At 41.0% G+C, this 21,934-nt stretch carries 19 protein-coding genes; 13 read left to right on the top strand and 6 right to left on the bottom strand.

Translation table 11 applies throughout. The features are described from left to right. The first annotated feature begins 305 nt into the window (after positions 1-305). Genes J7K40_00960 through lptB form a run of 5 tightly spaced genes read left to right on the top strand, consistent with a single transcriptional unit; the run spans position 306 to position 3,954 of the window. Positions 306-821, top strand: coding sequence for an HAD hydrolase family protein (locus tag J7K40_00960; GenBank protein ID MCD6160969.1), 516 nt, complete (start codon positions 306-308; stop codon positions 819-821). Continuing rightward, positions 784-1,767 (top strand): KpsF/GutQ family sugar-phosphate isomerase, encoded by a 984-nt coding sequence (locus J7K40_00955; protein ID MCD6160968.1) that lies wholly within the window; start codon positions 784-786, stop codon positions 1,765-1,767. Before J7K40_00960 ends, J7K40_00955 begins: the two co-directional genes overlap by 38 nt. Continuing rightward, the gene (locus tag J7K40_00950; protein MCD6160967.1) at positions 1,764-2,663 is read left to right on the top strand and encodes a lysophospholipid acyltransferase family protein; all 900 of its coding nucleotides are present in this window, start codon (positions 1,764-1,766) and stop codon (positions 2,661-2,663) included. Before J7K40_00955 ends, J7K40_00950 begins: the two co-directional genes overlap by 4 nt. Next, complete coding sequence (gene lptC, locus J7K40_00945) at positions 2,660-3,232, top strand: LPS export ABC transporter periplasmic protein LptC (protein ID MCD6160966.1); 573 nt, start codon at positions 2,660-2,662, stop codon at positions 3,230-3,232. Before J7K40_00950 ends, lptC begins: the two co-directional genes overlap by 4 nt. Next, on the top strand, positions 3,229-3,954 hold the full coding sequence (gene lptB, locus J7K40_00940) for an LPS export ABC transporter ATP-binding protein (GenBank protein MCD6160965.1): 726 nt from the start codon (positions 3,229-3,231) through the stop codon (positions 3,952-3,954). The genes lptC and lptB overlap by 4 nt, the downstream gene beginning before the upstream one ends. 144 nt (positions 3,955-4,098) lie before the next feature. On the opposite strand, the gene hprK is transcribed toward lptB, so the two are convergent. The 5 genes from hprK to J7K40_00915 form a co-directional block, all read right to left on the bottom strand. Further along, positions 4,099-5,067, bottom strand: coding sequence for an HPr(Ser) kinase/phosphatase (gene hprK, locus J7K40_00935; protein MCD6160964.1), 969 nt, complete (start codon positions 5,065-5,067; stop codon positions 4,099-4,101). A gap of 2 nt (positions 5,068-5,069) precedes the next feature. Further along, positions 5,070-5,429 carry a ribosome-associated translation inhibitor RaiA gene (gene raiA, locus J7K40_00930; protein MCD6160963.1) on the bottom strand — a complete coding sequence of 120 codons (360 nt, stop codon included), beginning with the start codon at positions 5,427-5,429 and terminating at the stop codon, positions 5,070-5,072. A gap of 673 nt (positions 5,430-6,102) precedes the next feature. Then, positions 6,103-7,491 carry an RNA polymerase factor sigma-54 gene (rpoN, locus tag J7K40_00925; GenBank protein MCD6160962.1) on the bottom strand — a complete coding sequence of 463 codons (1,389 nt, stop codon included), beginning with the start codon at positions 7,489-7,491 and terminating at the stop codon, positions 6,103-6,105. Between the two features lie 400 nt (positions 7,492-7,891). After that, positions 7,892-9,745 carry a T9SS type A sorting domain-containing protein gene (locus J7K40_00920; protein ID MCD6160961.1) on the bottom strand — a complete coding sequence of 618 codons (1,854 nt, stop codon included), beginning with the start codon at positions 9,743-9,745 and terminating at the stop codon, positions 7,892-7,894. 403 nt (positions 9,746-10,148) lie between these two features. Beyond that, positions 10,149-11,846 carry a T9SS type A sorting domain-containing protein gene (locus tag J7K40_00915; protein ID MCD6160960.1) on the bottom strand — a complete coding sequence of 566 codons (1,698 nt, stop codon included), beginning with the start codon at positions 11,844-11,846 and terminating at the stop codon, positions 10,149-10,151. A 316-nt stretch (positions 11,847-12,162) separates the two neighbouring features. Between J7K40_00915 and J7K40_00910 the strand changes: the two genes are divergently transcribed. Continuing rightward, positions 12,163-12,660, top strand: coding sequence for a DUF456 domain-containing protein (locus J7K40_00910; GenBank protein ID MCD6160959.1), 498 nt, complete (start codon positions 12,163-12,165; stop codon positions 12,658-12,660). A 189-nt stretch (positions 12,661-12,849) separates the two neighbouring features. Here the strand turns inward: J7K40_00910 and J7K40_00905 are convergent, their stop codons facing one another. Next, positions 12,850-14,094, bottom strand: coding sequence for a mechanosensitive ion channel (locus tag J7K40_00905; protein ID MCD6160958.1), 1,245 nt, complete (start codon positions 14,092-14,094; stop codon positions 12,850-12,852). Positions 14,095-14,522: 428 nt separating this feature from the next. Between J7K40_00905 and J7K40_00900 the strand changes: the two genes are divergently transcribed. The 7 genes from J7K40_00900 (at position 14,523) to J7K40_00870 (ending at position 21,925) form a co-directional block, all read left to right on the top strand. Further along, positions 14,523-15,653, top strand: a complete 1,131-nt coding sequence (locus J7K40_00900; GenBank protein MCD6160957.1) for a type 2 isopentenyl-diphosphate Delta-isomerase — start codon at positions 14,523-14,525, stop codon at positions 15,651-15,653. Then, on the top strand, positions 15,650-17,959 hold the full coding sequence (locus tag J7K40_00895) for a hydroxymethylglutaryl-CoA reductase, degradative (GenBank protein MCD6160956.1): 2,310 nt from the start codon (positions 15,650-15,652) through the stop codon (positions 17,957-17,959). The genes J7K40_00900 and J7K40_00895 overlap by 4 nt, the downstream gene beginning before the upstream one ends. Then, positions 17,956-18,927 (top strand): diphosphomevalonate decarboxylase, encoded by a 972-nt coding sequence (gene mvaD / locus J7K40_00890; GenBank protein ID MCD6160955.1) that lies wholly within the window; start codon positions 17,956-17,958, stop codon positions 18,925-18,927. The genes J7K40_00895 and mvaD overlap by 4 nt, the downstream gene beginning before the upstream one ends. Further along, positions 18,918-19,847: a hypothetical protein gene (locus J7K40_00885; GenBank protein MCD6160954.1), complete on the top strand. Its 930-nt coding sequence runs from the start codon at positions 18,918-18,920 to the stop codon at positions 19,845-19,847. Before mvaD ends, J7K40_00885 begins: the two co-directional genes overlap by 10 nt. Positions 19,848-20,250: 403 nt before the next feature. Further along, positions 20,251-20,664, top strand: a complete 414-nt coding sequence (locus tag J7K40_00880; protein ID MCD6160953.1) for a prepilin-type N-terminal cleavage/methylation domain-containing protein — start codon at positions 20,251-20,253, stop codon at positions 20,662-20,664. Between the two features lie 483 nt (positions 20,665-21,147). Beyond that, the gene (locus tag J7K40_00875) at positions 21,148-21,573 is read left to right on the top strand and encodes a prepilin-type N-terminal cleavage/methylation domain-containing protein (protein MCD6160952.1); all 426 of its coding nucleotides are present in this window, start codon (positions 21,148-21,150) and stop codon (positions 21,571-21,573) included. Positions 21,574-21,805: 232 nt separating this feature from the next. Beyond that, positions 21,806-21,925 (top strand): hypothetical protein, encoded by a 120-nt coding sequence (locus tag J7K40_00870; protein MCD6160951.1) that lies wholly within the window; start codon positions 21,806-21,808, stop codon positions 21,923-21,925. Positions 21,926-21,934 lie beyond the last annotated feature (9 nt).

The following is a 21,934-nucleotide window of genomic DNA, read 5'->3' as shown; positions in this document are numbered from 1 at the left end:
TGTCAACGAGCCAATGTAGTGAATCTTAAACGAAATGTCCAACAAAAAATGAAAATAGCAAACTATACTATACATAGAACTCTTGATAATGCTGATTTTGCTCTCAAGAATCTATATCTCAACTAAGAAGCGGTAAAATAATTATAGTTAATGATAAGCTTAACTCGCATTATTCGCAAAACTATTATTCCCTATTACTGCCGTCCGAACTATAAATAAATAACTTTTCCCGCAACAATTCCTCTTTTCTATTGACTAAGCCTCATTCCAACAATAACTTTCTATTCTGAAAAAGGAATGGAGTAATGGATAAACTAAAATCACGTCTGCGCAAGATAAAACTGTTCATATTCGATGTTGACGGTGTCCTTACCGACAATACGATTTTTATAGGGCCGGATGGTTTTGAAATCAAACGATTCAGCATAGCCGATGGACTGGGGATATATATCGCTAAAAAGTATGGTATAAATATCGCTTTACTTTCCGGTCGTTCATCGCCTGCCACTTTAGCGCGAGCAAAGGAATTGAATATCACCGATATATTTCAGAATCCCACTGATAAGCTCGAATATTTCAATCAGCTCAAATTAAAATATCAGCTTGATGATGAGAATATCGCATTTATGGGCAATGACCTCGTTGACCTTGGGGTTATGAAGCAAAGCGGCTTAGCCTTTGCGGTCCCCGACAGCCCGGATTCCGTATTGCAAATAGCTGATTATATCACTATGAAAAAAGGCGGCTTTGGCGCAGTCCGCGAGGCTCTTGATATGGTTTTGGATGCAAAAGAAATTTACGAAAAGGATAGACTTGCTTAAAAAAGCTAAAAAAACGATAAAAACTGAGGCTCGCGCAATTGCCGCCTTAGCAGATAGATTAGATGATAGTTTCGTTAAGGCAGTAGAGCTTATCGATTGTACAAGCGGCAGGGTGATTGTTACCGGCATTGGCAAGTCCGGGATTGTGGCTAAAAAAATCGCCTCAACTTTTTCGTCAATCGGGATATCGTCATTCTTTTTCCACCCCACAGAGGGAATTCATGGCGACCTTGGTGTAGTGCGCGGCGATGATTTATTAATCGCCATCAGCAAATCGGGCGATACAGAGGAATTAACTCGCATTATTCCAATGTTTAAACGTCTGATAGTGCCAATCATAGTATTAACAGGCGACAAGAATTCCTCTCTTGCGAAAGATGCCGATATTGTTCTCGATGTTTCTGTTTCATCCGAAGCCTGCCCGAATAACTTAGTGCCAACATCATCATCAACGGCGGCGATAGTTATGGGGGATGCCTTAGCGATGGTGCTGCTTGACAAGCGGGGATTTACCGCCGATGATTTTGCCGTATTGCACCCCGGCGGTACACTGGGGCGCAGCCTCATTAAAATACATCAGATTATGCATACGGGATCTGAAATTCCTATTGTCCATCCCGATACGTCATTCTCCCAACTTGTTTTAGAAATTACCGGCAAGAGAATGGGCGTAACATGTGTTGTCGATAGCGATGAAATATTACTGGGAATTATTACCGATGGCGACCTGCGCCGCGCAATCGAGAAAGGCAAACATCTGGAATCATTAACCGCTGCGGATGTTATGACCCGAAATCCCAAAATTATAACTACAAACAAACTCGCCATCGAGGCGTTAAACATGATGGAAAAACATAAAATAACCAGTGTGGTCATCACCAATGACAGTAAGAAAGTTATTGGCTTTCTGCATATGCATGATATTTTAAAGGCGAAAGTGGTTTGAAAAACGATATAATTTATTATTGTGCTCAAGCTCTTATTCATCTTTTTAATATTTTACCGCGAAAGTTGTCTTTAATGTTGGCTGGATTTATAGGAGAAATATGGTATCTTATCGGCTCAAAGGATAGGAATATCGCTAAAACCCAGATGGAGTTTGCGCTTGGACTAAAAGGCAATCAACTCAACGCTTATGTTCGCGCTTGTTTCGAAATGATGTTTAAGAACTTAGCTGATGCCGTTATGATGAAAAGCTGGTCGCGAGATTACATAGGATCAATAATCAAAGTAGAGGGGTTTGAAAATATCGACCGGGCATACAAGCAGGGTAATGGAGTAATCGCTCTGACCGGACATATCGGTAATTTCGAGTTGATGGCTGCCTGGCTTTCATATTATAAGGGTTTTAAATCCGCCGCTATTGGCCGTAAGCTTTATGACGAAAGATTAAACAGTATGTTAGTGGCGCAGCGAGAACATTTCAATGTTTTAAATATTCCAACAACTACATCAATTAAATCAATAATTAGCGCCTTAAAGGATGGTTATACCCTGGGAGTGTTATTGGATCAGGATTCACGAAAAGTAAGAACACAATTTATCGAGTTTTTCGGCAAAAAAGCTTTGACCGCCGAAGGACCTATGCATATTGCGCGTAAACTCGGCACACCGGTAGTGCCGTTGGCGATATACCGTCAACCTGACGATACATATATTGTAGCGATATTACCGCCGCTCGAATTCGAGTGGACTGATAATAAGGATAAAGACATTTTGAACGCGCTTAAAAAATGCAATCAGTCTATCGAGCAATTAATCAGGCGCGACCCAACCCAATGGGTCTGGATTCACAAGCGCTGGCGAACAAGGCCATCCGATGAAATAGGGAAATCAGCATGAAGGCTTTAAAGATTGCCGGCTTTTTACTATTATTTTTAGCGCTTACCCTTTTTTCCTGCACCAAAACCAACCCGCCCAAAGAAATAGAAAACGATACTAACTATCCTGATACTCAATTGGATGACGCCACTATTACGCTTTCCAAGGATGGCAAACAAAACACTATAGTCATAGCTAAACATATCGACCGCTGGGAGAAAAATGACTCTACCGAGGCTGATACCGTTGAGATAACTTTCTTTGATGAAAATGGCTCAGAACGGTCGATTCTTAATGCCAACCGCGCTCTTATACGAGAAAAAACCGAGAAGATCTCCGTGTTTGGGAGTGTCGTAGTTGTAAATGATGATTCAACCATATTAAAAACGGAATCGCTTTTTTGGGACCCCGAAACAGAACTTATCACAACAGATGATTTTGTAGAAATTCAACAGGCTAACGGTGATATATTGACAGGTTATGGTTTAAGGGCTGATCGTCACTTATCCGAGTTTGAGATTTTACGCGATGTTGCCGGCAAAGTCGAAAAAACGCCCGAAACCGAAAAGGAGCGGTTCATAGATAAATGACAACAATTTCATCAGATAATCTGGTTAAAATCTATCGTAAAAAGGCCGTTGTTAAAGGCATCTCATTCTCTATCAGCTCCGGGGAAATTGTCGGACTTCTCGGGCCAAATGGCGCTGGGAAAACCACTACATTTTATATGATAACCGGTCTTATCAAGCCTAATAGCGGGCGAGTGCTTTATGATAAGCAGGATATTACCAAACTTCCGATGTACCGCCGGGCGCGCCAGGGAATAGGCTATCTTCCCCAAGAGCCGTCAATTTTTCGCAAGATGACTGTCGCCCAAAATATTATGGCGGTGCTTGAGTATATGCCAATAAGCAAAGACCAGCGTAAAGAAAAACTGGCTCATTTGCTTGACGATCTCGATATCAAACATATTGCCGATTCTATGGGCTACAACCTTTCGGGCGGCGAAAGACGGCGGGTGGAGATTGCCCGCGCGTTAGTTGCCGAGCCAAAGTTCATACTTTTGGATGAGCCGTTCTCCGGTATCGACCCAATAACAGTCGAGGAAATTCAAAAAATTATTTACCGCTTACGGGATAAAGGCTTGGGAATACTTGTAACCGACCACAATGTTCGGGAAACTCTATCGATTACAGACAGAGCATATATCATCTATGAGGGCGAGATTTTAAAATCGGGCACAGCCCAGTTTCTGGCAAACGACCCTGAGGCGCGGAAAATATATTTAGGGGAAAAGTTTCAGTTAAATTAGAGAATACTCGCTAAAGAATTCTTTGCTTCAATAAGTATTTATAACCCGCATCAAGATACACAATTCCTGTTTGTTCGCTTATAAGAAATCTGTCTTAATTCAAGATAATCAATTCAACCGCAAAACCCGAGTTGAAGCTGCCGGCTACTCATTATCAGATTCGAGATACTCTATGGTCGCTTGACGTCGGGTAAGGTCTTCCGATAAACGCTGGATAAATTTTTCAGCGGCGTTCTCGCCTAAAACCTTAAGCATGTGATTCATGCTGATAACCTCGGATATTACTGTAATGTTTTTACCCGGTGAGACCGGTACTTTAATCACCGGTATTTCTATGCCTAACAATGTAGTGTACTTATCTTCTACGCCAAGGCGATCATATTCCGCCCCATCATCCCAAAACTCGAGCCTGACCTCTACCTCTATCCGCTTCTGCATCCTGACAGCGCGTATTCCGAACAATTTCTCTACATTGATAATGCCGATACCTCTTATCTCCATGTGATGGCCAATTCGCTCATCAGATTGTCCCACTATAATATCCGGGGTTTTCCTGACAACAGACACAACATCATCAGCTACCAGACGGTGTCCGCGTTCAACTAAATCGAGAGCGCACTCAGATTTACCGATGCCGGATTTGCCGGTATAAAGCAAACCAACTCCGTAAACATCAATTAAAGTGCCATGAATTGTTGTGCGGGGAGCAAAAACATTATCAAGATAGGTCGACAATCTGACAATTATTTCGGTTGTATTAAGATTAGATTGCAATACAGGTATATTATTAGCTGCCGCCTCCACTAAAAATTGGGACGGCGGTTTTAAAGCTTTGGTTATAATTATGAGAGGGATATCAAAGGAAAAAAACTGCTTTAAACAGACTTCGAGTTCAGATTGAGGCAAACTTCTTAAAAATGATATTTCAGTCATACCCAGAATTAAAGTTCGCGATATAGGAAACCTATCAGTAAATCCGGCCAGAGCTAAACCTGGCCGGAATATCTGATTAAAAGGAATTTCCTTTTTTAAACAGGCGCCGCCGTTTAAAATATTGAGGTCTAAAAATTCCCTTTTGTTATTGAAAAGTTGTTCGACTGTCAATTCTGGCATAATTAATAGATGTCTTCTTCGCTTTCCTCAATCTCAGCTACGGGACGGGTTTTGGGCGGTTCTCTGCGAGCACCCTTCTTATCCTTGAGCTTATCCTTATATTTTTTTATCTGAGTTTCCATCTTGGAAATCACTTGCTCTATCGCAAGATACATGTCATAGGTTTTAGCTTTGCTGGTCAAAGTTGTACCATAGACTTTTACCGAGAGTTCCGCAATCTGACGGTTTTTCTCAATTGTCATAGTTAAATTTGCATCTATTATATGATCATAATACTTCTCAAGCCTTTTAATTTCATCAATTGCGTAACTGTTAAGATTGTCTGTAAGATCAAAATGACGAGCCGTTACCTTTACTTGCATCACCTACTCCTTTCATAATAGGGTAATTCACAGGAGTAATTAGATTATTGGCAATAATCCCGAAACTAAGTAGTTGATTCCCGGTTAACCTATTAATCTGATGCTGTTTACGCTCTAAACAATACAGGGAGCTATGATTAACATTAACCATGTCTGCCAAAGTCGGTATGTTTAATATATTAAACATACCCGATTATTTGCCGTTAATACTACTTGCTTCGATTTTAATTTAGCCAACAAACCAAATAATACCAAAAAAATGATAGCTTTCTTTCTATCCCCTCCTTTAATAAGGCTTTAGTGTTTAATGTTTCTATCGCTTCAGTTTTTATTTTGGCTGAACTAGCTCCTTTTGTTTTTCCATTGTTAAAATCATATATAAAATCCCATCTAATTTTTATACACATTAACACAATAAAAGTTACAATACAGCAAGCTGCGAGAGATAAAAGTTGAATATAAACAACATATACAAGTATTCATTGCTCGCCTTTCATAGCACATTAATATACAATATTTAAACAAGTAAAACTAACTTGCTTTACATTTTTACCAGATAAGGAAATTATCAGTTTATAAAATCCAAAATTTATCATGTTCAATGGTATAATATATGATTTTTATGCGAAATTATCAAGATAAATTTATACCTGCGCAATAATTTATCAAAGCTCTATTGGGTTCGCGCAATTTGTTTGCGATAACGAGCGGCTTTAATACTCAGTTCCTCGCGATACTTGGTAACTGTTCTTCTGGCCAGTTTAATTCCCTTGTTTTCTAAGAGCTTAGCTATCTCCTGATCGGAATATGGAGTGGCTGGATTCTCATTTTTTATGATATCTGCAATTTTAGTCTTCACCACGCGTTTGGGTAAATCGTCACCATTATCGGTACTTACTCCGGTATTAAAGAAATATTTTATCTCAAACATCCCCATCGGTGTTTGAACATATTTGCTATTAGCCACCCGGGATATTGTCGCCACATTCATCCCTACTTTATCGGCGATTTGCTCCATTGTTAATGGTTTCAAATGAGATTCACCATGTTCGAAAAACTCTTGCTGCTCCTCAACAATTGCATTCATAACATTAAGCATTGTATTTCGCCGCTGATTAATTGCGTTAATTAGCCATCTGGCCTGTTCAAGTTTTTCACGGATATATTTCTTGGTGGAATCGGATGAATTGTTGCCTCTTTTTATCAGGCTTTTATATGACTGATTTATCCTTAAGTGAGGTAAGTTTTTATCATTATGTAAAACAATATATTCATCGTTGAATTTTTCCACAATAAGATCCGGAACAATAATTACTGCCGGTTTGATAAATTCCCCGGTTGCCGGAGTAGGCGATAGTGAGCGAATAACATCCATAGCCATTTGAACTCGCTCGGGAGAGGTTCCCAGTATTTTCGATAACTGCATCTGGCTTTTCTTCTCAAGGCCATCCAAATGCTCATCGACAATAATCCAGGCTAATGAACCATCAAGCCCCTGTTCTGCCAATTGGGCTAAAAGACATTCCCTGAGATTGATAGAACCAACACCAACAGGATCGAATTTTCTAATTACTGCAAGTACTTCGTCAATTTTATCAGGTTCAATCTTAAGTTCCTCAGCCATATCAGCAACCGATACCCGCAAAAAGCCAGATTCATCAATATTGCCGATAATATAACTTCCGATTTCTCTTTGATCATCGCTAAGTTTTGCATAGCCAAGCTGTTCAAAGAGATGGTCATATAAAGTTTTCTCGACTATTGATGTCATCTCGGTGTATTCGTCATCGGTTTTTCTGGAAAAATCACGATAATTGCCGGGGAAATTATACTCGTGATCCTCGCCAAGAAATTCCTGCCAATCAATTTTATCGAAATTCTTCTCTTCGTTTCTTTCCGGTTCCTGGTTTGCATTCTCGATTAAATCATCAACAGATTCTGTTTGTTCCACTTCCTCAAGAAGAGGATTATCAGAAAGTCGTTGGCGAAGAGTTTGTTCAAGTGTTAATACCGGCTCCATCAACAATTTAAGCGACTGTATCAAGTCAGGCCTGACTGTCAATGACTGTCTCAACCCCAATTGTGGTACTAATCTCAATCCTGGCATAATTTTATCTAACTCAAGATGTTATAATCTGTTATTGGTTTTACTTTATCCTCATTATTATTATCGGTTATAATCCAACTGGTCTTGAATATTCAAATCTTTATTGAAACCATTAAACCGTTTTAAACAGTATATAACAAAAAGAAGCATATTGCAAGCAAAAAGTGAACCATAGCGAAATATTTATTGTAAGTTGTTTGTAGAACTAGCCGGGATTATTTATAATAACTGTCATTAATGATAATGAGATTGCAAAAATGTGCCTTAAGGCTTCGCCGTCCGCCGCGGCGCCCGGCCCCAAGGCGGATGCCCTATGCAGTGTGCAAATACTGCATATAATAAATCAACTTAACTGCTATTTCAATAATATCATCCTGCCGGAATGAATCTTCCTGTCAACCTGAATCGTATAATAATAAACGCCGGATGCTTTTGTCGAGCCATCCCACTCGAAACCATGCGAACCTGCCTCAAAATAATCCTGGTTGACAGAGGCAAGACGACCCAGAATATCATATACTGTGAGTTTAACTAATGCCGGCTGCGCAATATTAAATTGGATTCGTGTCGCGGCATTAAACGGATTTGGATAATTACCCGCTACATCAAATGCTTTTGGCATATTAGGCGGCTCTATGTCCTCAATATCGCAAATAGCCGGATAATAACTGTTTGAAAGAAGTATTTCCCCATCATCAGAATATAGCGTATCAACATCAGGATCTGAGGCAAGACTGACCGGACCGATAACTACCTGGTCATAACCAACATAACTTCCCAGCTTTATCCGCACATCAAGGCTATATGCCGTGCTGTCCAAATCAACCTGTTGTCCCCAATCAAAAAGGTAGAGCTTTATCCTATCCTGATTATGATAATAAGTCATCAGGATTATCGCCTCATTAAGATAAGCGGCGTAGAAATCACGATTCCCCCAGTGAAATATCCGATGGAATAATTCAAAGCAATTTTCCATTGTATACACTCTATTCGATTCAGAGTCGATTGTGATAGATACGGAATCTTCATCAAGTAAGTCGACCATCGGCTCAAGGTATGCCCTTAGCCAGGTAATATCATTTCTTTCGGGCGAACGAACGAGGAATTTCAGTTTACGAACATCTACATATAAAGAGTCTTCCTCGTCAGATTCAGGCAGAATAAACTTGCTGGCAATCCCGCCGCCGAATGCAGATACCCAGACATACCCCGACGAATCGAAAGCTATATCGGAATAAAAATCGCCCCAGACAAGATTAGAATCGGGCGGGATATAAGCAGTCCACAGGCTGTCGGATGATACTGAATTGAGCCCCTCATCGGCGCCAATCCACAAGTCGCCGTTATCGGGACGGATTTCGAGTGAATAAATAATATCCGAAACAATTGGCGAATTATCGGTATTGTAAATATTCCAATCTTCTCCCGATTTCTGAACTAATCCGTAGCCATAAGTTCCGAAATATATAGAACCGTTATTTGTGTCAACTTTGATAAGTTGAATCCTGTTTGATGGCAGTCCGCTGTTATCAACACTATATGTTTGCCATAATTCGCCGTTATATGAAACCGCGCCTTCAATGGTTGCCAGCCAGAGAACATTATTCTGAAAATCATAGTCGAGACCCCTGATATAATCAGTCGGTATATAAGTTCTCGGCGTTACCTTGAATACCTGCTGCTGTGAATCAGCGTATGTATATTCCGTTCGAAAATCGCGTTGATACCTGACCCAGCCATCGCTGTCGAAAATAGTAAGCCCGCCGCCGTATGTCGATACGGCGCGATAGGCATGAGTAATTTCAATCCCGGTTATAATCTGGTTTATTTCCAGACCCATGTTAAATTCCGACCAGGTAGAATCGGCAATATTCAGAATGGATAAACCCTCTCCGGTGGGTTGGTCATTGAGATCGCCGGAAGCTGAACCAATAAAAAGCGTGTCCGCATTAAATTTTATCCTATTAGTAAAATTTATTGGGACTTCCGTATTATATTTATCGAAATGGCTCCAATTGTCGCCATCCGTTATATATAAACCATGCTCATGACTGCCGATTAACACTTTTCCATCCGGGCTTATTTCCAGACTCGATATATAATTTGTTGCAAGCGGGCTGTTATTCGTTGTATATGGGGTCCATTCAGCCAAACATGTTGTCGTAATACTAAATACTGCGATTAATATATAATACAGTAGTTTTCTCATTGATGTCCTCGCTATTGTTGATTAAATGGCCATTTTCAGAATAATACAGCAAATTCCAGACCCTTTCGTAAACGGGGGTATCGTTTTTAAAATTTTCCATAAGAACATTATATATATCATGTTAAAATAGTAAAGGCAATCTTTTTTATATACCAATAAAGAAATCTGATTAATCATATGTCTTTTATTGCACATTATGTTCAAGATTTAAACAGATGATTATTACAATGATTTCATCTATATAAACCCGGATTATATATTTAATCCGTCATAGGCAAACTCCTCTGGCAGAACTGTCGAAAGTAACTTCCAACAGCACAAAACGAATCTGCAGAATGCAATTTAGCTGCCAAGAATCGCTTGACAATTTAGAGGAAATCTATGATAAAATATTTGAATAATTCTATTTCAATAACACCATCTTACGGGTAAAGCTCTTCTCGCCAAGTTTGAGATTAACAAAATACATGCCCGATGAAAATTCGGACGCATCCCAGGTAAGAATATGATGGCCAGCTGGCCTAATTCCTTTTAATAGTATGGCTGTTAAAGCGCCGGTAATATCATAGATTTTAACAGTTACGTGTGCCTGCCGGGGAAGAGCGAATTCGATGTTCGTTGCGGCATTGAACGGATTGGGGTAGTTCTGGTATAGAATGATATTTTCGGGTTTCTTGATGTTGTCATTAATACCGGTTGTATCAACAGCAAGCTCTAAATACATGACCGGATTTTCCGTAGCTGAACCCTCCTCTTGTATAACACAACCGGCATCTTTGTCATTTATATATGTAATATGCAAAGATTGATTAACCTCATCGGCTAAAGTTGCATAAATATCGCTGTCGCAATCACCGGGATAACAGTCGGGAGTTATCGAATTAGTAATATTTGCAGGAAAACTCCAATCACTGCCGTTTAAATTGTAAGACATATATAATTCGCCATTGCCGTATCCGCCGATGGAAATATCGGTTGTATCATATTTTGTCCAGATTGCAAAAAGCGCGTTAGAGCCATCCTGAACACCCATGCTCATTTTGCATATCGGCCTGTTCCAAGCACCGCTAATATCCATCCAAAGCGAATCGGGATGCGCGGTTATGATATTTAATTCATCGGTTCCTTCATTGTAATGGTATAAGAACGTTCTATAATAAACACCTTCTTCCGCAACCCATTGAGCATTCCAGATTATGTGAATGTAATCATTATAATCGATGATTACATCTAAATCTGTATAAGCCCAAAGAGAATCGTCATCATCGGCATAATTTGTAATATTGATTCTATCATTTAGAAAATCCCAGCTTAAACCATCCTCGGAGGAAATATAGCAAATATCATTTTTCCATTGGGTAGTTGTATCGGATGGATGCGCCCAGGCGATTACTACTCTATCTGAAACCGGTGAGGCATCGATTACGCCGCCCGATACTATTACCGAATCGACTAATCGGGATCGACTCCATGTATGGCCGCCATCTGTTGAGTTGGTGTATTTCAATTCTAATAACCAAGTCGAGGTCATTTCTTTGGCTAAGATATGAATATTATCATTGCGGTCAACAGTGATTCTTGGGCTAAATTGACCGGGAGGATCGTAATATTGGATATATCCGGTATCAGGATTAACAATTGCCAAAGCAACATCAATTGCAATATCAGTAAATGCTATAGCCGCCTGATTGCCGTAAATGATATCAAGATTGGGCCAACCGGAATTGTCGCCGCCAATTTGTCCGGTGTAAAAAATATCATTGTCTGCGCTTATCCAAGCGCAATACACTCCCCGCGGAACAGGGGGGTAAGGCCAATCAGGCAAACTCATCCAGCATAATGACTTGTTGCCATAAGTATCCAAAGCAATGCGGTTACCGACGGAACCTACGGATTGACAGTCATAGTATGTCATGCCTATTTCGATGCCGGGTGACTCTGTAAGCAAGCCCTGATTATATGGGTAGGCGATGACGTCAGGCAGTTTCTCGTTGCCGGTTGGAATCTGATATTCTTTATACGGCATGATTTTTGACAGTTCGGCAGTCGAGCTTAATGTTAAAACTAAGCTAACTAACAAAAAAGTGATTATTGTTTTCATTTTTTCTCTCCCTCAAGTTTGGATTTTAGTTAACCTTTCCTGTTTTATTTAAAATTTTAATAAAGCTTCTTAAACTCATTGTAAATAACCAGGGCGGCCAACCAATCATTAATTGTATTAATGATTTATGCCCCTATATAAGGAATAGAGTTAACACATAAAGCAGGATTTTTTAGATTTATAAGATGCTAATATGAGTTTGCCTATCTTAAATTATATGGAATTTAATGACACTTTTTTATAGTTTTGCAGTAGATTAAAATGACAGTATTTTAATATTGCAATTTTATCTGATAACTGATAAAAAGGGATTGTTATGACTTGGCTTGAAATCGCGCTTTTTAGTATAACGCTTCTGGTGATGCTGGTAGGATTGGCAGGCATCATTTTGCCGATTGTGCCCGGCGTACCGATAATTTTCGCGGCGGCTTTGATATATGCCCTTATTACGGATTTTGCGGCTATCAGCGGTCAAACTATTATTATATTCGCGATTTTAACAATCGTCTCGTTCTTATTAGATTGGCTGGCGACAGTGATTGGAGTAAAGAAACTGGGCGGCTCGTATGCCGGCATGATAGGCGCCTTTATTGGTATGATTATCGGTCTGCTATTGCCGGGGGTCGGCATATTCGGGTTTATATTAACAGCCTTTGTCGGCGCCTTTGCGTTTGAATGGTTGGTAAGCAAGAAAGCTCAGGTTGCCTTTAAGGCGGGATTAGGCAGTTTTATCGGGTTTATAGCAGGCGGCGTGATGAGATTTGTTATCGGCGCAACTATGATTGGGGTGTTTATCTGGAATGTATTGTTTTAACGGATACAGGTTATAACCTTAATGGTTTTTAACACAGTTTGACTGGCATACGCCGCAATATGCCCTTTTTTCCACTTTTCCGTAAAATTATCTTTGCCTTATACGCAGTATTAAGTCGATTCACTGCAATGTCTTATATGACAGTTATTGCAGCAATGAAACTCAACTGCAAAATCCGGCTTAAAATCCTTATTCCTGCCTTGCCGCTCCGGCCAACTGACGGAAATCACTGCCGGAGGGGTTTTGGAAAACTCGCAGTTCAAACTCGGGAACAACAGCCAAAATATGATCCAATATATCAGCCTGTATTGCCTCATAGTTAGCCCATTCGTAGTCTGTGCTGAATACATACACCTGAACAGGCAAGCCATTTTGTGTGGGCGAGAGGTGACGAACAAGAAATGTCATGTCATTATGAATCAGGGGATGATTCCGCAAATAGGCGGCTAAATAGGCTCGAAAACAGCCGATATTAGTGAGGTTTCTGCCGTTGATAAGTTCGGAAGTATCGATGTTTTGCTCTTTATTATATTCCGCTATTTCGACTCTTTTTTGTTTGATATAATCGCATAGCAATTGAAATTTTTCGAACCTGTCCAGCATCTCCGATGTGCAAAACTTAATGCTGTTCATGTCTATATTAACAGCGCGCTTGATTCGCCGTCCTCCCGATTCGGTCATGCCCCGCCAGTTCTTGAACGAATCAGACATCAACGCATAAGTGGGTATCGTAGTGATAGTCTTATCCCAGTTTTGCACCTTGACAGTATTTAGCGAAACGTCGATGACATCCCCATCAGCGCCGTATTTAGACATCTCAATCCAATCGCCGATACGCACCATATTATTGGATGACAATTGAATGCTGGCAACCAAGCCGAGTATGGAATCCTTAAATACCAGCATCAATACTGCCGTTAAGGCGCCCAGACCGCTTAAAAGTCCCCATGGTGAACGTTCCATCAATGTTGATATTATAAATATAACTGAGATTACATACAGAAATATCTTAATAACCTGAACATAGCCTTTAATCGGTCGCTGTTTAGATATTTCATAAGTTCGGTAAATGTCAACAATTGTATTTAGAAGCGCATCAATAGCCAAAAGCCCGATGATAATCATATAGGATATGCAGAGCCGTTGTATCCACATCTGCGCCCAGGGGAATAATGGGGCGACGATGTATATAATAAGGGCGGGAACAAGCTGTGCCAAACGATGAAAAACTCTGCGCTTCAATAAAATGTCATCCCAAGTAGCCTTGCTTTTCTCGGCAACAACTTTCACTATTTTCAATATTATTCTTTTGGTGATCATATATGACAGGTAAGCCATAATAAGGATAATTACCGCCGAAATTATTTTACATAAAGTATCAGCATTGCCGCCTGACATGCCTAAGTTTTCAAGTTGTACCTTAACTAAATTAATCATCATTATTTCCTTTATTTGTATTCTTAAAACATCGGGGAATAAGTATATAAATTTACAGTAGTATTAACAAGGTTTTTCGCAGCGATTAAAATAATCAAGCAGGGAGCATCCGTCTAAGGCGGAAGCCCTCTCAAGCTGACCTCCATTTTGGAACAATTTGATGTTTGCGGGCTACAAACCATAAGTTTTTATCGATAATGGTGTTTATGAAGCCAGACGTGCAATTAGAGAAAAATATCAAAGGCTTACTGATTTGGCGGTAAAATAAATCGTTTAAATATGGAAAGTTAACGGTTTTTAAAAAAGAAATATTTATTGTTAAAACCATAAAATAGTTGTATTTTAATTTTGACATTTACAAATTTTTGGTATTAATTAAATACTATGATTTTTAGGCAGAAAGACAATTTGCAGGCAGAATAGATATGTCTGATAAAATGCCATTAAATACGAAAAACAGCCTGGAGAATAGTTTGCCGGACACTTTGATTGCCAGACGCAAAGACGAACACCTTAAGATAGCGGCTGAACATGATGTATCCCACAGTTTCGGCACATTGCTTAATGATATAAAGCTTGTTCATCAAGCCTTGCCAGAGCTAAATTCCGCTGAAGTTGATTTATCGGTTGAGTTTTTCGGCAAGAAGTTAAGTGCGCCTTTGATGATAACCAGTATGACTGGCGGCTCTGAATCCGCCGGCAAAATGAACCGTTCTATGGCGAAAGCCGCTAATAAGCTGGGAATTGCTTTTGCCGTTGGCAGTCAGCGAGTGATGTTAAATCATCCTGAAACCACTTCCGATTTTCAGGTTCGACGGGAGATTCCCGACGGCGTTTTATTGGGCAATATCGGCGCAGTTCAGCTTCAGGAATATTCCGCCGAAGTTATCGCCGGTCTTGTCGATACTATCGATGCGGATGGTTTGTGTATCCATCTTAATGCGGCGCAGGAGTTGGTTCAGAAAGAAGGGCACCGAGATTTTCGCGGCTTGCTGGATAAAATTGCTAGACTGGTTGACCGTTTTGAAGGCAAAGCGCTTATTAAAGAAACGGGCGCAGGTTTATCGCCTGAGACTTTGCGCAAGCTAAAATCGATTGGCGCGCATTACGTTGATGTCTCTGGCGCTGGCGGGACCTCCTGGACAAAAGTGGAAACATATCGCGATTCCAATTCGGAACTCTTTAAACTTGGCGAAACACTTGCTGATTGGGGACTGCCAACCGCTTTTTGTATAATAGCCGCCAAGAAAATACTCGATGATGACGCCTGCATCATCGCTTCCGGCGGCATTAAATCGGGGTTGGATGCCGCCCGGGCAATAGCCGCCGGCTCAAACATTGCAGGTTTTGCTCGGCAGGCATTGCTGTCATTTATTAAAGATGAAGATAACGGAGTTGCTGCTTTAATTGAACAGACAATAAAAGAACTGAAAACAACGATGCTTTTAACCGATTGTAAAGATATTAACGCCTTAAAAAAGGCTCCGAGAATATATACGGGTCAGTTGCGTCATTGGCTTGCGGATTATGGCTGGCTTGAAGGGGAAAAGAATTGAAAACAAAGAAGAATAATATTGTAGAGAACGGCAAACGTTTAACTATCAAAAGCGTCATTACCTCGCGCATACCGGGTTTTTACCGTTTGCCTGTCGAGCAAAGATTAGCGTATATATCGCGCTGCTTTAATTTGACAGACAAAGAGGTTGCCGAACTTCGTAATGGCGATGCGCTTCGAGTTGAACATGCGGTTAATCTCGTAGAAAATGCCATTGGCGTATTCGGAGTTCCGCTTGGGTTGGGTCTGAATTTCTTCATTGATGAACGCGAACATATCATACCGATGGCTATTGAGGAAGCCTCGATAATTGCCGCCGCCTCCAGAGCGGCGTTGATAATTCGTTCCGGCGGCGGGTTTCATACCAAAGTTGACGACCCAATTATGATTGGCCAAGTGCAGGTTATTAATGTACACAATCATGAAAAAGCAAAAGAGCTTCTCTTATCAAGAAAACAGGAAATAATAGATGTTGCCAATCTATATCATCCAAGGATGGTTGCCCGCGGCGGCGGCGTAAAGGATATTGAAGTACGCATCATTGAGGATGATAAAGACGGCGATTCTATGATGGTTGTTCATCTTCTTTGCGATGTTAAAGAAGCGATGGGCGCCAATGTGGTCAGCGCAGCATGTGAAGCGGCCGGGCCTCTTATCGAGGAGATTACCGGAGGCAAAGTCAATTTGAGAATCCTATCCAATCTGGCTGATAGACGTATTGCCCGAGCCTGGTTTAACCTGCCGTATGAATATCTGGCAATGAAAAAACTAAGCGGTGAACAGGTCGCAAAGTTTATTGTTGAAGCCAACCGTATGGCGAAAATCGATCCCTATAGAGCGGCCACTCATAATAAAGGCATCTTCAACGGCATCTGCTCCGCTGGTTTGGCTTTAGGGCAGGATTGGCGAGCTATTGAGGCAGGCGGGCACGCTTACGCCGCCAGGGATGGACAATATCGCGGCTTGACTGAATATACAATCGACGGCAACTGCCTTAAGGGCCGGATTGAATTGCCGCTTCAGGTTGGCTGGGTTGGCGGAGCTGTAAAATCGCACCCCGGTATAAAACCCCTGCAAAAAATAAGCGGCATCGAAAACTCCCGTCAATTAGCAGGTGTGTTAGCCGCTGTCGGATTAGGACAAAATTTCGCCGCCTTGCATGCTATGTGCACCGAAGGCATTCAAAAAGGCCACATGGCTTTGCATGCCAGAAGTGTTGCCTTAAGCGTCGGTGTTCCTGCCGATGAGGTCGAAAAGGTAGTAGATGAAATGATTCGACGAGGAGAAGTAAAAGTTGCCGCCGCTGAGGAAATATATCACGAAATGCAAAATATACCTAAAAATAAACCCGAAAATGAAAATCTTCCGGTAGAAGCGTTCGCTTCCGGCAAAATTGTTCTATTTGGCGAACATGCCACTGTTTACGGCTATCCCGGAATAACTGCGGCTATTGATGTCGGCTTAAAAGTCAAAATCAGCCGCGACCCGGATGGTCCCCGTTTCTTAAAACCGCATTATAAGCAGGTATTCCCGGTTTCAAGTTCCGATCTTGATATACGCCGCTTTTCAAAAGCTGTCGAATTAGCCTTAGCAACGTACAACCTGCAGAACGAACCGATTGCGATTGAGGTCGAATCCGACTTAGCGCCGGGAATGGGACTTGGTTCATCGGCTACATTCTCTGCCGCCTTATGTAAAGCGCTTAGCAGGTATAAAGGCGAAGAGCCGCCGCCTCAATTCGACATCGACCTGTTTGAGAAAGTCCAAAAGCTTGAATCGATATTCCATGGTCACCCCAGCGGCATAGATGCGGCTACCGTTTTATCTAAGGGTGTCCTCTGGTTCCGCAAGGGGCCGCCGCGCGAGATACTGCCAATAAGAATGCCCCAACTGATGACGGGTATTGTCTGTTTGGTCGAATCGGGCGGTTCCACTATCGAGCTTGTTGAACGTGTTAAAATAAAACGCCGCAAACATACAAAATATATCGACAATATCCTCGAACAAATCGGCAGCCTCACGGTTGATGCCGGAATTGCTATTGGCACCGGCGACAGCAAAGAACTTGGCAGATTGATGTTCCGCAATCATGAACTGTTAGCCAAACTGGGCGTCTCTACTCCGGCATTAGATGAGGCAGTTGAATTGCTGCTCGATTATGGGGTACTGGGCGCAAAACTGACCGGCAGCGGCGGCGGCGGTGCGGTCATCTCTTTAGTTGAACCACACACTCAGTATGATTTATTAGATAAGCTTTCTAAAGAGTTCGCTAAGGTGTTTCCTTTTAATTTGGGTATTCCGGCATGATAAGACGGGTAGCTGCCCGTGCCTATGCAAACATCGCCCTGGTTAAATACTGGGGCAAAATACCAGGTTTGAAAAATACGCCGGCCACGCCCTCTATATCGATGACACTAAAAGCTCTCAAGACCGATACAATAATCGAACGGATTGATTCTGATAAAGATAAAATCTTCTTAAACGGTATTCCTGCCGATGAACACTCAACGAAAAGAATAATCACTTACCTCAACTTGTGGCGTAATAATAAGCTTATTAAGGGCAAGTTCTCAATATCATCAGCGAATAATTTTCCTACCAAAGCCGGATTAGCCTCAAGCTCATCCGGATTTGCCGCGCTGGCAGTTGGCCTAAGCGGATTTGCCAATCGTAAAATAAACCGTCCAAAACTGTCCCGGCTTGCTCGCTTGGGAAGCGGCTCGGCAGCGCGTTCGGTACCCGGCGGATTAGCGGCTTTGCCATTAAATGCCGATCCTGCCGCTAAACAATTACTGCCTCCCGATAATATCCCATGGGGAATGGTTGTCGCGGTAGTTGAGGCTGACAAAAAGAAAATCGGCTCGGGAAAAGGCATGGAAATTTGCCGTAAAAATAGCCCCTATTATAAGTCATGGCTAAAACAAGCGGCGGCAGATTATAAAAATATGCTTTCGGCTATACGAAATCTTAATTTCACCAAAGCAGGCGAGATTGCCGAGTATAACGCTCTGGCTATGCATGCCTGTATGATAGCTGCCAGGCCATCGCTGATATATTGGAGTCCCGCAACGTTTAAAATCATTCAGTTTGTCCGTAGATGGCGCGATAATGGCTTTGAGACTTATGCCACCATAGATGCCGGACCGCATGTGATAGTATTTGGCAAAAAGGAAGACCTGCCGAAAATATCACGTCGATTAAGACAAATCGAGGGCGTTAAATCGGTCATTAAAAGCAATGCCGGCGATAATGCGAAAATAATCAAGTGCAGTTAAATAAAATTAGAATTCCCGGCAAGGTTATGCTTTCGGGCGAGTATGCGGTTTTATACGGCGCCAAATCAGTGCTGGTCCCGGTCCCGCGCTATCTGGAATTATCCGAATCAATTGCGCCTCCAGAAATATCTCGTTCAAAGGTTGTAGATATTGCCTTGAAATATCATATCCCGCAAATAGAAGCATATGAAAGTGAAGCCGGGATTCCCAACATTGAAATCGACCGCAGTGAATTTTACGCAAAGAACAGTACGTCCGAATCGGTCAAACTTGGCTTGGGCGGCTCGGCGGCTGAGGCTGTGGGAGTTGTATCGCTGCGGTATAAACGAGCGGGATTGAAGCCTGCCGATTATAGCGATGAAATTTTCAAGCATGCGGTTACAATCCACAATCAAGCGCAAACAGGGCTTGGCAGCGGCGCGGATGTGGCCTTGTGTTCGTATGGCAAACCGTTAAAATTCAGTATTTTTAAGCAATCTCATCAAATCGAGTTTATTAATTTTGATAAAATCGAAAATTATATTCCGCTTCACTTAGTCTGGACAGGCCAACCCGCTGATACCCGAAAACTGGTAAGTCGGTTTCAGAATCAATTTGCTGACAATAATAAGGAAATTCTTAATAAGCTTATTAATGTGAGCGACAGATTGGCTGGGTCATGGTTCGTTTCGTCTCAAAAAGAAGTATTCGAATTAATTGATGAGTTTAACGAAACCATGCGGGAATGCGCCTCTATTGCCGATATGCCCTACCGCCTGCCAATTCATGATGAGCTTGAGGTATGGGCGAAAAACAATAGCGGCAGAGCCAAACCGACAGGCGCTGGCGGCGGCGATATGATATTGCTTGTCGGCGATTTGCCAATCGAGCAAATCAAGCGGTTAGTGATTCCTCTTAAAAATACAATAGCCATTATTTAAACATTGTGAAATTGTATATATTTTAAAAATCGTTTCAAGTTGAAATTTATTAAAATCCTCTATATAATATCCGCAATAATATCGACACAGATAATAATATAACGCATGGGGCAGACGGATCCGCCTTAGACGGATACCGTCCACCGGATAGATGTTAAGCAATAATTATAAGGAAATTTATTAATTGTAATTAAATTTAGAATTATTATTGAAAACTTGTCGTTAAGTGTAATATTCATGTTTGATTTTAATTATTCTAAATATTCAACCATGATGGCATGGATTATGATTATAAATATATTCTGATATAGAAGATCGAAAGAAACCGGTTGAATAAAAAATCAAGGATAAATAAAATTTCTATCGGTTAAGCCGATAGAATAAAAGATAAAAGGTGGTTGTTATGGAAAAAACAGAGCGCGGCTTTACTCTGATTGAATTAATGATAGTAGTTGCTATCATAGGCATACTGGCGACCTTAGCCATTCCTCGTTTTATGAGAGCGGCAGCCAAATCAAAACAAACAGAGGCGAAAGGTGTTCTCAAGCAAGTATATACTATGCAAAGAGCCTATTTCGTTGAAAATGAAACATATTGCCTGAATGGCGTAACGGCAAGTGCGGCAGCCCAGAATGCTTTTGGTCTTATTGCAATAGAATTAATCTCTACTTCCCGTTATTCCTTTGCAATGACTGCCGGGGCTAATACTTTCTCTTGCGTGGCTACCGCTAACCTCGACGATGACCCTGCCAATGATGTCTGGCAAATCGATGAAACCGGAATTCTAACTTGCACTACGGACGATTCGATCAATTAACTGATTCGCCAATCTTGTTGACAGACATCTAATTATTATTGATTTAATAATACAGGTATCTTTTCTTCAATTAATTAATATAACGTTGTTGTCTTACATCCCCGCGCACCAACCCTAATAGTCAAAACCACAAGTCCGCCTCAGGCGGATTGACACTATTGTGTTATAAATAATTTTTTACAAAAGGTTCACACTATATAACATTGTCCTAAATCAATATTCAAATTTTGCATTTTGCAAAATGCAAGGCTTAATTCTAAAGAAAGTATTCTCGAAAAACACAAGCCTGACTGTTATGATAATCATAATCCGTTATAACGAAATTAGATAAGCTGCTTTCTCACAATATCAAGCAAATTGGCATGACATTTGTTTAAATTTGACCATGAAGACTAAAAAAAGCATGACAGAACTAAAGAAAGAAAATAGACAAACGATAAAAATAATTAGTTACAATTAACCCTAAAACCAACGAGGTGAGAAATGTTTAGTAAGTTCCACAAAAGCAAAAAAGGCTTCACATTAATCGAATTGATGATTGTGGTCGTTATTATCGGTATCTTAGCCGCTCTGGCGATACCCCGTTTTATGCGTTCGACAACAAAGGCTAAGCAGTCTGAAGCCAAACAGCTTTTAAAACAGATTTATACAATGCAGAGAGCCTACCGTCAGGAAAACGATGTTTACACATTGAACGGCGTAACCGCTAGCGCCGTTGCCCCTGCCACATTTGCCGCCATAGGCGTGGATGTTGGAGCCAGCGCGCGTTATAGTTATGCTATGGTCGCCGCCGCCAACACTTTTACATGTACTGCTACTGCCAACCTTGATGATGATGTCTCAGTCGATACTTGGACTATTGATGAGACAGGAACTCTAACCTGCACTATTGACGACTCGGTATTATAGCTATACTCATATAACATGGCGTGAAAACGCTGCAAGAAATCAATCGAGAGAGCTAGTAAAATGGCTCTCTCTTTATTTTACTCAGCAAAACAGCCAAAGAGAATATTCCATTTTACTGTTATTGTTGAGGAATGAAAACCAATCATTGTAAAAATAATAATTAACATTTACATTAAATTAGCCTCCTGTAATGAATAATTTTATGTTTTTAAGTTCACCTTCATTATAGGAGATATGTCCAGATTTTTTAAGAGAAAGGCCGAACAGTAGTGGTTATTTATTTAAAACCAAAACGACCACTAAAAATAAAACCGATTTAATGATATTTATCACTCCGAAGATAATTGAATAGCCAATATTA

This window comes from Candidatus Zixiibacteriota bacterium (assembly GCA_021159005.1).
Classification (GTDB): domain Bacteria; phylum Zixibacteria; class MSB-5A5; order UBA10806; family 4484-95; genus JAGGSN01.
The sequence above is the reverse complement of the archived record's forward strand: the minus strand, read 5'-3'. Positions and strand labels throughout refer to the sequence as shown.

What these genes read in the sequence shown, in the direction of transcription:
- J7K40_00960 (MCD6160969.1), top strand. Translation starts at nt 306, where the DNA reads ATGGATAAACTAAAATCACGTCTGCGCAAGATAAAACTGTTCATATTC.
- J7K40_00955 (MCD6160968.1), top strand. Translation starts at nt 784, where the DNA reads ATGCAAAAGAAATTTACGAAAAGGATAGACTTGCTTAAAAAAGCTAAA.
- lptC (MCD6160966.1), top strand. Translation starts at nt 2,660, where the DNA reads ATGAAGGCTTTAAAGATTGCCGGCTTTTTACTATTATTTTTAGCGCTT.
- lptB (MCD6160965.1), top strand. Translation starts at nt 3,229, where the DNA reads ATGACAACAATTTCATCAGATAATCTGGTTAAAATCTATCGTAAAAAG.
- hprK (MCD6160964.1), bottom strand. Translation starts at nt 5,067, where the DNA reads ATGCCAGAATTGACAGTCGAACAACTTTTCAATAACAAAAGGGAATTT.
- raiA (MCD6160963.1), bottom strand. Translation starts at nt 5,429, where the DNA reads ATGCAAGTAAAGGTAACGGCTCGTCATTTTGATCTTACAGACAATCTT.
- J7K40_00920 (MCD6160961.1), bottom strand. Translation starts at nt 9,745, where the DNA reads ATGAGAAAACTACTGTATTATATATTAATCGCAGTATTTAGTATTACG.
- J7K40_00915 (MCD6160960.1), bottom strand. Translation starts at nt 11,846, where the DNA reads ATGAAAACAATAATCACTTTTTTGTTAGTTAGCTTAGTTTTAACATTA.
- J7K40_00910 (MCD6160959.1), top strand. Translation starts at nt 12,163, where the DNA reads ATGACTTGGCTTGAAATCGCGCTTTTTAGTATAACGCTTCTGGTGATG.
- J7K40_00900 (MCD6160957.1), top strand. Translation starts at nt 14,523, where the DNA reads ATGTCTGATAAAATGCCATTAAATACGAAAAACAGCCTGGAGAATAGT.
- mvaD (MCD6160955.1), top strand. Translation starts at nt 17,956, where the DNA reads ATGATAAGACGGGTAGCTGCCCGTGCCTATGCAAACATCGCCCTGGTT.
- J7K40_00880 (MCD6160953.1), top strand. Translation starts at nt 20,251, where the DNA reads ATGGAAAAAACAGAGCGCGGCTTTACTCTGATTGAATTAATGATAGTA.
- J7K40_00875 (MCD6160952.1), top strand. Translation starts at nt 21,148, where the DNA reads ATGTTTAGTAAGTTCCACAAAAGCAAAAAAGGCTTCACATTAATCGAA.